The following is a 13,133-nucleotide window of genomic DNA, read 5'->3' as shown; positions in this document are numbered from 1 at the left end:
TTAATACTGCCATAGAATGAAAGCTAAAAGGTTAAAAATAAGTTATGCAAGAAAAAGACACAAAAAAACCATTATTAAATTTAGAAGATCCAACAGACTTAGAAGACCTAGAAGAAGATGAGGTAGCTCAAGCAGTAGAAGGACTTAAGGTTGGTCAAGGTAGCGGCGGCGCACCTCATAGCATTATGCCTGACCCAAAAATGGAAGCTGAAATAAAAGAAATGTTTCAGGATATTGTTTCACAATATATTACTCCTATAGGTAAATCGATTAGGCTAATTTCTAATGGTGATCTTTCTGAGCGTAATTTAGACATTTGTATTGGCGCACTTAAGCCATTAATTTTAGCCTGTGAAGAAATTCATTATAATGACATTTATGATGTCTTAAGGTCTATTGAACAACCTTTAATAGCATTTCGAGAAGGCAAAAAACGTCTACTTTCTAAAAAAGATATTCGCAATATTACTACAGACTATAAAGAATTAACTCGTTTGATTTCGCGTAGTGTTGGTAGTGAAATGGTAGAAACTTCTCCTACAGGTACAATGAGAATTGCCCCAGTAAATGCAAGCTTAATGGATAAACCTATTGAAGAATTACAAATCGCTGATGCTCTATCTTATTTTGAAGGCGTAGATCACAAAGATATACAAAAGCTTTATGCAGGAGGGTTGATTAAACTAGGGCTACTTTCTCAGGCAACTGCTCAAGAAATCTCAGAATCTACCGGCATTACAACCGCTAGTGCAGAACTATTAAAGCAATGTGCGGTTAAAGCTTTACTATCTTTAGCAACAAAAGTTAAAACACCTATTAATATTTCAACTGAAAAACCACCTGCTATTGAGCGCAAAGCCTCAAATAAACTTAGTCATGAAGCTGATGAAGATGATGAAATTGACGAAGATGACAAAACTGGCTCAATGTCATTTGAGGATAAAGAATTTGAAGATGATAAACAGAAATGGTCTTATGCAATAGAATCTATCTTAGGAGAAGCTACTAATTATCTTAACTCCACAGATTCAGTAATAAATGAACTAGCACGCGCTCATCGCTCTTTAGTTAGAATGAGAGTTGCAAAAGAGCGTTTTAATGGTGAGGTAGAATTTTATCAAGATGATTTAGCTAAAATGTTAGAGTCTGAAACTTTTCTTAATGAAGAATTAGGTACAACTAGCAATGCTCAACGCTATTTGCTAAAGCATATCCAAAAAATTATTGACTCCATAAATTCAGCAATGAAAAAGACAGACCTGCTTTATTCACAAATGCATGAAGCAGCAGAAAATTTACAAGATATCGAATCACAAATAATTTCTTTGCGTCGTCGTCGAATACCTAAAAACGCATCTCTAGTGCGTCGGCGTATAAATAGACAAGATAGAGAAGAAGAAACAGAAGAAACTCAAAATTTACCAAAAAGGTTAAATTAAACTTAAAATATGCCACTAAACAGCGAAGAAGCAATCTATACAATCACCCGCATAGTTTATGAACGCTTAGGAGAAAAGGCAGAAAGCTCACTAGTAGAAGCACTTGTAACAGATATTTTTTCTGCCCTTAAACCTAGTTTAGTTACTAAAGAAAAGACTATTTCTCACCCTGTCCAACATTCACATAATCAAAAAAAACCTACCGTAGAATCATCTAGCCCAACTCGCTATATTATTTCTGTATTTGGTTTAGACCAGCCTGGAATTGTTGCTCTAGTTGCAACTCTACTTGGAGATGCCAATTGTAGCATCATTGATATGAATCAAACCGTTGTCCAAGGTAAATTTGCAATGATTATGATTATTGATGCTAGCCGTGCAACTCAAGATATGGGAAAACTCCGAGAAGAATTTAGAACGGCTAGTGATAATTTAGGTGTCCGTATTTATATGCAGCGAGAAGATATTTTTCAAGCTATGCACCGTGTTTAGTCACCCATAAATGGGCGACCTAATATCAAATGCCCCAATGGGGCATAAAGAAATCAAAAAATAACCTTTAATGCCGCATTGCGGCATTTGATATTAGACAAGTCCTTTAGGGCTTGTCTTAAGCGTTAGGTAAGAAATATAATCAAAACCAAACCTAACAATTAAGAAGAAACACATATGAGCAAAATAAGAATAGAAAACAATGTGTTGGACAAAAAAAATTTGCCAACAATGTATGATTTACCAAGTGAGGAAGTAGGAGAAAGCGGATTGCCAGACATATTTCATATATTCCAATCACAGCTTCTTAGAGAAACATTTCAACCCCCTAACTACTCATCAAATGAGGTATTTGTAGCAACAGACCTTAATCTTTATTTTGATGTAAATCATCCAAGCTGGTATAAACGCCCTGATTGGTTTGCTAGCGTTGGTATTCCTAACCTCTATGAAGATAAAGATTTACGCTTAAGCTATGTCGTTTGGCAAGAAGGAGTTACACCGCTTGTTATAGTTGAACTTCTTTCTCCTAGCACTGAAAATGAGGATTTAGGCAAAACTACTAGAATTAAAAAAAGTAGCAGAAAAGGCAAAGAAGAAGAAATCCCGCCCAAATGGGAAGTTTACGAATCTATCCTAAAAGTACCCTATTATTTTACTTATGATCATCTAACAAAAAAAATACTAGCATTTCAGCTAAGTAGTGATGGGTATATTTCTTTTTTACCTAACAGCCAAGGTTTTTACTATTTGCCTGATGTTGAGCTTTATTTAGGCTTATGGACTGGCTACTATGAAAAGGCTTCTACAATCTGGCTTCGTTGGTTTGACCGTCATTTTAATCTTATTCCCACTCCTTTAGAGCGAGCGCAAGCTGAGAAGGAACGCGAGCGCACCGAAAAAGAAGCTTTGGCTTCAAAATTTGCGAGTGCCAATGAGGAAAAAGAGCAAGAACGCGCTGAAAAAGAACGTCTGCTAGCTGAGAAAAGAAGCTTTATTGGCAAAATTAAAAGCACTAGGCATTGATCCTAATAATCTATAAATCAAGGTAGGTTGTTTATGGAAATATTTACTTGGATTTCAGAAGAAAGAATTGCAGAAGCTTTTAGGGAAGGTAAATTTGATGACCTTCCTGGTCAAGGTCAACCTATTGATTTAAGCGATGATGATCATATCCCTCCTGAAATGAGGCTTATTTTTCGCATTATGAAAAATGCTGAGATTACACCTAAAGAGGTTTCTTTACGTAATGAAATAAATAAGCTAAAAGCTGAGTTAAAGACTATTACAATTGCAGAAGAGCGAGCTAGATTGCAAAGAGAACTGCAATGGCTATATTTGAAACTCGTTGAAAAATAAACTAGTTACCTGCTTTGCGTTGTTGTTGATTTAGTTGGTCTAAAACATAGTTAACATAATTTTGAAGGCTAGCATCAAGGTCTGCCCTTTTACTAAATTTTTCTAAAAGCTCTTTAGATGAAGAATCATTTATTTCGCTTAATGCTGTTATAGCAGAGTAATTTAATGCGGTGTTTTTTTCCTCCAATGCTGCTTGAAGATATTCTAAAGCTTGTTTGTTGCCTTTTGCCCTTGCACCCAGCAAAGCAACTGCGTCTGAACGAACATATTTGCTATTACCTGGAGCAGCATATTTTAAGGCTAAAGGTAGGATTCTTTCATCTTGAGCATGACTTAAAGCAATTAAGCTAGACTGCGTTAAGGTTTGTTGCCAAGATGTTTCCTGAGCAAGTGCTAGCAAAGTATCTACAGCCTCTTGAGTGCCTATTAACCCTAGAGATTTTGCTGCTGCTGCAACGGATTTATAGCTAACATCTTCTTTTATTACTTTTTGAAATGCTGAAATCAAATTCTTATCTTTTAATCCACCTAGAATTGTTATTGCTCTTTCTCTTACTTGCCAGCTAGAGTCACTTAAAGCTGATAAAAATGCGCTATGTGCCGTTTCAGTTTCATTTGCTGACAAACTATCTATTGCTTGAAGGCGGACAAGTGAAGATTTATCAGTCTTTGCAGCCTTGGCTAAAGCCTCTATTGCAGACTCATAAACAGAGCCTTTTAGCTCTGCTGCTGCACGAATACGCCCCATTACATCTTCATCTGCACCAAGTTGATAAACTAACTCGTCTGAAGTTCGGGAAAATTTTATGTTTTTTAAGATATGATCTCCACGATCAAAGTTAACTATCAAGGGCTGAGTTTCAGCAAGAAATATTAATGTCTGTTCTCTTTGATCAATTGTGACAGGATAAATTTTTGTTTCTTTCTCTGTCGTGATAGCGACTTCTAGCGGCAAACGATAAATTTCAGCTACTTCAAACCAAGGAAGCTTTGGATCTTTCTTTTGTGTTTGCTTAACTTTTAGCTCTACTTGCTTTTTTTTATCATCATAGACGGAAGTAACTTCTAGTTCTGGTTGGCCTAGTTTATAAATCCATTGCTCAAAAAACCAATCTAAATTTTCCCCCGTAACATCTTCAATAGCTCGTGAAAGGTCTGCTGTAGTTACAAGACCACGATTTTTATTAACAGCAATATAATGATTAATAGATTGCCAAAATGCTTTTTCTCCGAGTAATTGCCTAAGCATATGGATTACAAGCTGAGGTCGAGCATAACTATTTTCATCAAAAAGGTCATCTGGATGATAAAAACGTTTGGTTGAAACAGGCCGACGATTTCCTTGTTTAAAACGTTCAATAACAGACTTTCGCGCTTCTAGGAAATCCCGTAAATATTCTTCTTTGCCCTGTGAATGTTCTAGCCAAACAGCATCCATAAAATTAGCAAAGCCTTCATTTAGCCAAAGTTCGCTCCAATCCCGGCAAGTGACTAAATTACCAAACCATTGGTGAGCTAATTCATGTGCTGATAAAGTGTCATTGTTATCTATTAAAGCTCTTTTATCTTTGACTGCTCCATCTGTCATTGTTGTAGCAGTGATGTTTTCCATTCCACCAGGAAAGTCATAAGCTGTAATTTCTGCATATTTTTTATAAGGGTAAGGATGACCTAATTTATTAGCAAAAAAGCTCATCATTTTTGGCACTGTAGCAAAGCTAACTTTAGCGTTTTCTAGCTGATCTTTATAAACATAGTGAAATATAGGGATTCCATCGGCTTCTTGTCTTAATTCGGCAAATTCACCTACAACTAGAGAAACCAAATAGCTAGAAAAAGGATAATCCATTTTCCAATGATAAGTTTTTTTATTGTTATTTTCTGTTACAGAAATTAGCTCACCATTGGAAATAACATTGTATTTGCTATCTACAGTAACAATTGTTTCTGAAGTAGCACGATCATTAGGCGAATCATAGCAAGGAAACCATTCTCGGTTAGTTTCTGTCTCACCTTGTGACAAAATTTGAAAAGGTCGTGTAGGGTCGGTTTTTGTGGGTTTGATAAAAATTAACCCTAGTTTAGGTTGAGCAGAATATTTAACAGTAAAACTAATTATTTCATTAGGCTTATAAACCCTATCTAAAGTTACTAATATTTTTTGCTCTGTTACTTGATATTTTAAGTTCGTACCACTGCTAAGTTTTACAGAATCTACCTTAAATTTAGTTGCATCAAGCTCAACTGTTTTTAACTCATTGGCAAAAGGTGTTAATTTAAGTGTTGCTTCGCCAAAAACTGTTTCTTTATCCCAATCAAAAGAAAGCTTTAAGCTCATATGCTGCATATCAAATTGATGGCTTCTCGGCCATTGAATAGGGGGTTCAGCCAGCTTATTAACAGTAATTGTTTGCGTGTAAGTTGAGCTAACAAAAAATAGTGATATTACTACTGCTAATAAAATATTTAATAACCTAGAAGGCTTACTCATCTATTGATATGCTCCAAAGTAAAGTTTTACAGTAATATTAACTAAGCTTGTTTTATTAACCGGGCAAAAGCTCGTAGTCCAGTAACTACATCTTGTTGGTCAAAAGCTTTTGATAGTCCTCGCTCTACTTCTGTGGTAAGTAGTTGTAAGCGATTTTGGAAGTTTTTATCAACTCTTTCCAAAGCATAATTAAGATCCTTTATTTCTGCACCTAGATTTTTACTGGTTTCTTCTGTAGCGGTCAAACGATTTTTATCGTCCTCTAAAGATTTTTCCAGATTATTTACGCGCTCTATTAGAAAGCCTAAATCTGACTTTAATTTGACAACATCTTCACGAGGGTAAAGTATTTCCCCTTGAATTTCTCGCAATTTATTAAGTAGGTAAAAGTAAGCTTGCGTAAAAGGACGAAAAAGAGTAGCTAAAACATAAAAGAAAGCAAAATAATAGCCTATCTGTCCGCTATTCCAATAAGTTAAAGCAGCAATAATGGCAGCAGAAACCACATGCGAGCCAATAGCAATTGAGCCTGTAATCCAACGCATTTTTTTTACATAGCGTCGTCTGTCTTCTTTAACAGGAATATTTTTTTCTTCTGAGCGTTTCATTTCAAAAAGCACTCTATGGGTTTTAAAGTAAAGATCCCAAGGCACTTTTAATATAAATAATAACCACAATAAACAAATTGCGCCTGAAACAACATCAAGTATTATTTTTGGTGAAGGTGCGGCAACACTCCAATTAAAAACACTGGAAAGTAAATAAAAAATACCCAATAGAACTAGTAAAATTACAATAATAGCTGCAACTATAAAAAAGAAATTTTTTGACATAATTAAAACCTCTTCTCTTAGATTTTCTTTTCTTAGTTTAGCTAAATGGTTGATTTATTTAACGCTTTGTTGTGACACTTCTATGAGTGTTTAAAACAAATAAGCCTAGCAACTGCTAGGCTATTTCTAAATGTCTTAAAAAAAGAAATTACAATTTATTTTACGCTAGACAGAATATTTACAATTACTGGCTTAAGTCCATCAATAATAAATTGAATGCCTATTGTACAAACAATTAATCCTATGACTCTAGTAATTACTGCTACACCAGATTTTCCAATTAATTTAACAATGTTTGGTGAAACTAACAAGACTAGTGCTGTTAGTACGATTACCAAAATAATAGCTAAAATCAGCACAGCCACATGACTGATTGAGCGATTTTGACCCATTAACACCATTACAGTACTAATAGCCCCAGGGCCACAAATTAGAGGGATGCCTAGAGGAACAATAGCTTGGTCTAAATTTAGAGACTCGTTATTATTTGTGCTACGTTCTTTACCTAGAAGCATTTGCATTGCCATCATAAAAAATAATATTCCGCCAGCAATTCTTAAAGCATCTACAGTGATTCCAAAAATCTTAAAAATTACTCCTCCCCCAATCGCAAAAACCAATAAAATCACTAGTGCCGAAATACAAGCGCGAAAAGCTGTTTGACGGCGTGCAATATTGTCATATTTTTCCGTCATTGTGACAAAAACCGGGGCTGCGGCAATAGGGTCAATTATTGTTAATAAAGAAGTAAAACTAAGCAATCCAAAAGAAAGTACATCACTCATCTGTTTTTCCTCCTACGGGCGATTCTATGGGAATAGCTGTTTCCATTTTTGGAGAAGACAAAACAAAAGTTGTTTTTACCCTAGCAATACCAGCAATGCCAGTTAATCTATGAAGTAGAAAATGTTCATATTCCAACATATCTTTAGTTAAAACTTTTAAGAGAAAATCTTCTTCTCCTGAAATATGATGACACTCCAAAACTTCTTCAAGACTTAGGACTGCATTAACAAAACCTTGATGTGTAATTAATTTATGCTCAGTCATTTGTATAGCCAGATATGCTAGTAGTCCGCGCCCCATTGCTAAAGGGTCAATAACAGCCCTGTAGCCGCGAATTATGCCGCGTTGCTCTAACTTCTTAATGCGTTGAAGCATTGGTGTAGGGGTTAGTCCAACAGCCTCAGCAAGTGCAGCATTTGTCATGCGTCCGTTTTGCTGAAGAAGTCGCAAAATCTCTCGATCCATTTCGTCTATTTCATCTTCCAAAACTTGTTTCATAGCATTTTCACCTGTCAAATATTATATTCTTAGCATAAACTCGCGTCAAGTAGATTGTAACTAAAATAAAATGCTAAAAATCTTATTATAAGAAGAATAAATCATAAAAAATAACCCAGCGATAAATCACTGGGTTATTTTCATATGCTATACGATTATTATCAGACGACTGTTATAAATAAATTAGTTTTTTTGGTTCTGGAGCTAAAAAGCTTAGTAATCTACCTATAGTAACCATAATTGAGCCAAGTATTGGCCCTGCAATTAAACCTCCCATACGTGCTTTTACAGCAGCACCAAGAGGAACTACAGTTCCTTTAGCGACATTTAGCGCGTCCCAATTATTAAAATAGGAATTTTCTATATTTGCTAGATAACTAAGCACTGTGGCAGAAAAAATAATTATTTGTGTGTAAAGTCCTAAAGTTATACCTATTAGAATTGTCCCTAAAAAGCTAAATTTCCCTACTTTCTTAGACAAGGCTCCAAAATAGATGCAACTAAAAATATTTATCATTAATACCGAACTAGCAGCATTACTTCTAATTCCATACTCAACCCCTGCTGGGCCTAGGATAAGACGAATAATTGCTACAATTAAAATTAATGCCATTGGTAATCTAAGAAACTTGATTATATCTAAAAACATTATATTTATCCCTTTCTACTTAATATAAATTAATAGAGCAAATTTTGGGGTGATTGTTTGGTAAAGAAATTTTATTATTAAGACTTTATAAGCTTTTACAAGATAAAATGCTAGACGCTTTAACCTTGGCTATATTATATTTCCAAGGCTTAAACAAAAATTTCTATCCCATTTTTTTCTGATTTTTAAGCTTATGAAAACTAAATCACGTATTTTACAGCTATTTTGTTTAGCAATTATCCTAATTTTTACTGGTTATTTTCCTGGTATACAAGCAGCTAAAACCAAAGTTGTAAAAATAGAAATCTATCATATGAGTGATTATCATAGTCATGCCCTGCCTAGTTATTCAGATGGCGATTATAGCCGGGGTGGGATTTCACGGGCAATAGCAGTACTTAGAGAAGCTAAACAGCGTAGCAAAAACGTTTTGGTCTTAAGTGGTGGCGACACAATCAACTTAAATAACCCTATTTGGTCAGATGTTTATACTTGCACGGAATGGAGTTGGTTTAATGGTATTTTAGATGGGATGGCACTAGGTAATCATGAATTTGATTATGGGCCAGAAGTTTTTGCAAATTGTACAAATAACATTACTTATCCAATTATTAGCAGTGGTTTAGTCTCAAAAGATAGCAGCAAAGCCATTTTGCCAGAATATTATATTTATGAGCGTGGAGGCGTGAAAATAGGCGTTTTTGCTGTTGCTGGGGATGATTTTCCAAGCATTGTTAAAGCTAATTTAATACCAAATAATACTCGTTGGTTAACTGGAAGTGAAAAACTAACTAGAACAAAAGAAATAGTTAAAATACTTCGTGAAAAAGAAAAAGTTGATCTAGTTATTGCGGCTGGACATCAATATATGGCCGAAGACCTAAAAATGGCTCAAGAAGTTGCAGGAATTGACTTAATTTTAGGCACACATGGACATTTTAAAGCCGAATTTACCAAACTATCAGGCACAAACACTTATTTTATTTCACCTTATCAATATCTAAATTACTTAAGCCATGTCACGCTACAAATATCTCAAAGCAAAATAATTAATGCTAAAGGCGAGCTAATTACTATAACTAAAGGTGTTACAGAAGACAAATTTTTAGCAGAAAAAGTTGATTTAATGTATAACAGCTTAAAAGCCAAGCATCCAGAGCGTTTTGAGGTTTTAGGTCAAGCTAGCAGTCTAATAGACAATGCTGGACTAGACTTTGGCGAATCAATGATTGGCAATCTTGTCACTGATTTAGCACGTCAAGCCACTAAAGCAAATGTTTTTTTCCATACAGCTAGCAGTTTTCGTGCAGCAATTCCACCAGGCGAAATCACAAGAGAAAATTTTTTAACTGCACTTCCTTATAATAATATTTTGGTTACTGCCCAAATGTCAGGTGAGCAAATACTTGATTTACTGCAATTTAGCGTTAGTCGCCAAGGCTCAGACTTTTTTTGTCAGACTAGTGGTCTTCGTTACTCAATTAACGCTAAAGATAAAACAGTAAGCGAGGTGGAAATCTTAGAAGACCCTACAAGCTCTAAATATACAAGAATTGATCCCAAGAAAACTTACTTAGTAGCTACAGCAAATTACCTAGCTTTAGTTGCAAATGGATATAAAGAAAAATTTGCTCAAAGCAGTAACTTAACAAAAACAGATATAGAGCTAAATAATTTGGTTATCAATCACATACAAAAAAACAGCCCTATTTCAGCTAACTTAGATGGGCGAGTAAAAATTATTAAATAATTAATTAGCAAGAGTTACTAAACATGACATATATATTATTTTTCCTAGGATTTTTGTTTTTAATTAAAGGAGCAGACCTATTAGTTGATGGGTCGTCTTCAATTGCAAAAAAATTCAATATCTCCAACTTAGTCATAGGTTTAACCGTAGTTGCTTTTGGTACATCTGCGCCAGAACTAGTTGTTAATGTAATTGCGGCACTAGAAGGAAAAACATCTTTAGCAATTGGAAACATCTTAGGCAGTAATATTGCTAATGTTTTATTAATTTTAGGTGTTTCAGCCAGTATTTACCCTTTAACAGTTCATAGAAACACTGTTTGGAAGGAAATCCCTTTTTCTTTATTAGCTGTGGTAGTTGTAGGTTTAATGGCTAATGATGTTTTAATAGACAAAGCTGAGAGCCGTATTATTACAAGATCTGAAGGTTTAGTTTTAATAGGTTTTTTCTTTATTTTCCTTTACTACACTGTAGGAATGGCTAGATCTAACAAATCAGAAGTTGTTGAAGAAGTAGAGCAATACAGCACAGGTAAATCCGTTATTATGGTTATACTTGGCTTTATAGGTTTAGTTTTAGGTGGTGAATGGATTGTTAATGGTGCAGTAAAAATAGCTCTATATTTTGGATTAAGTGAATCTCTAATTGGTTTAACAATAGTTTCCATTGGTACATCCTTACCAGAGTTGGCAGCCTCGGCTGTGGCGGCTTATCGTCAAAAATCAGACATTGCTATAGGTAATGTTATTGGGTCAAATATCTTTAATATTTTCTGGATTCTTTCTATTAGTTCAACAATTACACCAATTCCATTAAAAACAGCCAGTAATTTTGATATTGGAGTATTGATTTCAGCTAACATAATGCTTTTCTTTTCTTTATTTATAGGCAAACGACACACTTTAGACCGTTGGCAAGGAATATTTTTCTTAATTTTCTATGCTTCTTATATAACTTACATAGTATTTAGAGGGTAATTAATTTCTCTATATTTTAGATAAATCTTAGAATACCCTGTTTGCTATCTGAAAAGAGTTAAGCAGGTTGGGCATTTTCTAAAATAGCTGTTAGGTCAACATTACCTGGCAATGTACCAAAGCAGTTGCCCCAATCACCTGCAAGACGGCTAACACAAAAAGCATCGGCTGTAGCTTTATGACCAAAACGAACTAGCAAAGAAGCTTGCAAGGCAAGTGCTAGACGTTCAACTAAACGTCGAGCTTGTGTTTCTAAATTAATTGGATTTTTTGCTAGCTCAAACAAGTCTTTTTCTAGCGATCTGGCATAAGCGTCTAAATAATCATTTCCCCCTTTAGCTAGAGCAATTTCTTTCATTAAAGCTTGCATTGTACTTGGCTCTTTAGCGGCTGCTCGTAAAACGTCCAAACAAATAACATTTCCTGAACCTTCCCAAATCGAATAAAGCGGAGCTTCACGGTAAAGACGAGGCATCATAGATTCTTCAACATAACCATTTCCTCCTAAACATTCTAGTGCTTCATAAATATGGCTAACAGTGCGTTTACAAGTCCAATATTTAGAAATTGCTGTAGCAATTCGTTGAAAAGGTGATTCAAATTCTCTATCGCTACGTTGGTCAAAAGAACGTGCTAGACGCATCATTAAAATAGTTGCGGCTTGAGATTCTACCGCCAAATCTGCTAGCACATTTCGCATTAAAGGTTGGTCAATAAGTTTTTTTCCAAAAGCACTACGATGATTAGTATGATGGATGGCTTGAACAAAAGCTTGTCGCATCAGCCCAGCAGAAGCAATTACACAATCTAGGCGTGTGTGTGTCACCATTTCAATAATTGTTTGCACTCCTTTTCCTTCGGCACCAACACGAACGGCCCAAGCATCCCGAAATTCAACTTCACTTGAAGCATTTGATTTATTGCCAAGTTTAGATTTTAAGCGTTGCAAATGAAAATTATTGCGCTTTCCATCCTCTGTCCATCGTGGCAGTAAAAAGCAAGTTAGCCCATTAGGAGTTTGAGCTAGCACTAAAAAAGCATCGCTCATTGGTGCAGAACAAAACCACTTATGACCAACAATTAAATATTCTCCAGAATTTCCAATAGCAGTTGCCTTAGTTGTGTTTGCTCGTACATCTGAACCGCCTTGTTTTTCTGTCATTGCCATACCCATAATTGCACCTGTTTTTTCTTTAACAGGCCGAAATCTTGGGTCATAACTATTACTTGTAATTTTACTTTCCCAATTAGCTGCAACACTTGGTTCTTTTCTAAGTGCTGGCACTACGGAATAAGTCATAGAAATAGGGCAAAGATGCCCTGCCTCAATTTGACCAATTAGGCTAACAAGTGCTGCTCTAGCAACATGCGCACCTGTTTTTGGTTCTCGCCAAGGCAGACTATGAAGCCCATTTTCTACAGAAATTTTCATTAGCGCGTGCCAGGCTGGATGAAAATCTACTTCATCAACTCTATAACCATAACGGTCATGTGTTCGTAAAACAGGTTGATTGTCATTAGCTTGTACCCCTAAAGTAATAGTTTCTGCTCTACCCATAATTTCACCAAAATTTTTTAGGTGTTCTTCAGCCCAAGCAGCACCTTCCCTACTAAGAGCTTGGACTAAGGTTTTATCACTAGTAAAAAGGTTATAATCTACTAAAGGAAGAGCTTGATTAAAAACTTCATGAGTTTGTTGGCTAGCAAGATGTTTTTCTGGTGTTGACATGGTGATTATCCTTAAGCAATAAAAATTTTGGTGTAGTTTAGCAAAGTTTACCCTAGTATGAGGCAACAAATAAAGAAAATGCTAGCAACTTAATAGAGTAAAAAGATTGTTTTAAAGCTAATTGTAGAGC

At 35.3% G+C, this 13,133-nt stretch carries 12 protein-coding genes; 6 read left to right on the top strand and 6 right to left on the bottom strand.

Annotated elements, in window-relative coordinates:
* Window positions 1–44: 44 nt before the first annotated feature.
* The 4 genes from IPK14_10570 (at window position 45) to IPK14_10555 (ending at window position 3,290) form a co-directional block, all read left to right on the top strand.
* Window positions 45–1,439: a hypothetical protein gene (locus IPK14_10570; protein ID MBK7993835.1), complete on the top strand. Its 1,395-nt coding sequence runs from the start codon at window positions 45–47 to the stop codon at window positions 1,437–1,439.
* A gap of 9 nt (window positions 1,440–1,448) precedes the next feature.
* Window positions 1,449–1,931: an ACT domain-containing protein gene (locus tag IPK14_10565; protein ID MBK7993834.1), complete on the top strand. Its 483-nt coding sequence runs from the start codon at window positions 1,449–1,451 to the stop codon at window positions 1,929–1,931.
* 177 nt (window positions 1,932–2,108) lie between these two features.
* Window positions 2,109–2,957: a Uma2 family endonuclease gene (locus tag IPK14_10560; protein ID MBK7993833.1), complete on the top strand. Its 849-nt coding sequence runs from the start codon at window positions 2,109–2,111 to the stop codon at window positions 2,955–2,957.
* A gap of 33 nt (window positions 2,958–2,990) precedes the next feature.
* Window positions 2,991–3,290 carry a DUF1992 domain-containing protein gene (locus IPK14_10555; protein ID MBK7993832.1) on the top strand — a complete coding sequence of 100 codons (300 nt, stop codon included), beginning with the start codon at window positions 2,991–2,993 and terminating at the stop codon, window positions 3,288–3,290.
* 1 nt (window position 3,291) lies between these two features.
* Here IPK14_10555 and IPK14_10550 read toward each other — a convergent pair whose 3' ends face one another.
* The 5 genes from IPK14_10550 to IPK14_10530 form a co-directional block, all read right to left on the bottom strand.
* Complete coding sequence (locus IPK14_10550; GenBank protein MBK7993831.1) at window positions 3,292–5,781, bottom strand: HEAT repeat domain-containing protein; 2,490 nt, start codon at window positions 5,779–5,781, stop codon at window positions 3,292–3,294.
* A gap of 41 nt (window positions 5,782–5,822) precedes the next feature.
* Window positions 5,823–6,614: a hypothetical protein gene (locus IPK14_10545; protein ID MBK7993830.1), complete on the bottom strand. Its 792-nt coding sequence runs from the start codon at window positions 6,612–6,614 to the stop codon at window positions 5,823–5,825.
* A 155-nt stretch (window positions 6,615–6,769) separates the two neighbouring features.
* Window positions 6,770–7,399, bottom strand: coding sequence for an NAAT family transporter (locus IPK14_10540; protein ID MBK7993829.1), 630 nt, complete (start codon window positions 7,397–7,399; stop codon window positions 6,770–6,772).
* Entirely contained in the window at window positions 7,392–7,898 is a 507-nt protein-coding gene (locus IPK14_10535; GenBank protein MBK7993828.1) for an Lrp/AsnC family transcriptional regulator, read from the bottom strand. Before IPK14_10535 ends, IPK14_10540 begins: the two co-directional genes overlap by 8 nt.
* A 172-nt stretch (window positions 7,899–8,070) precedes the next feature.
* A complete protein-coding gene (locus IPK14_10530; GenBank protein ID MBK7993827.1) occupies window positions 8,071–8,547 on the bottom strand; it encodes a hypothetical protein in 477 nt (158 codons plus the stop codon).
* Between the two features lie 193 nt (window positions 8,548–8,740).
* Between IPK14_10530 and IPK14_10525 the strand changes: the two genes are divergently transcribed.
* Window positions 8,741–10,297 carry a bifunctional metallophosphatase/5'-nucleotidase gene (locus tag IPK14_10525; protein MBK7993826.1) on the top strand — a complete coding sequence of 519 codons (1,557 nt, stop codon included), beginning with the start codon at window positions 8,741–8,743 and terminating at the stop codon, window positions 10,295–10,297.
* A gap of 23 nt (window positions 10,298–10,320) precedes the next feature.
* Entirely contained in the window at window positions 10,321–11,274 is a 954-nt protein-coding gene (locus tag IPK14_10520) for a calcium/sodium antiporter (protein MBK7993825.1), read from the top strand.
* Window positions 11,275–11,332: 58 nt separating this feature from the next.
* Here IPK14_10520 and IPK14_10515 read toward each other — a convergent pair whose 3' ends face one another.
* Window positions 11,333–13,003 carry an isovaleryl-CoA dehydrogenase gene (locus IPK14_10515; protein MBK7993824.1) on the bottom strand — a complete coding sequence of 557 codons (1,671 nt, stop codon included), beginning with the start codon at window positions 13,001–13,003 and terminating at the stop codon, window positions 11,333–11,335.
* Between the last annotated feature and the right edge of the window lie 130 nt (window positions 13,004–13,133).

The sequence above is a fragment of the Blastocatellia bacterium genome (assembly GCA_016713405.1).
Taxonomy (GTDB): domain Bacteria; phylum Acidobacteriota; class Blastocatellia; order Chloracidobacteriales; family JADJPF01; genus JADJPF01.
Note: the sequence above shows the minus strand (reverse complement) of the source record. Positions and strands in the feature narration are given on the sequence as shown.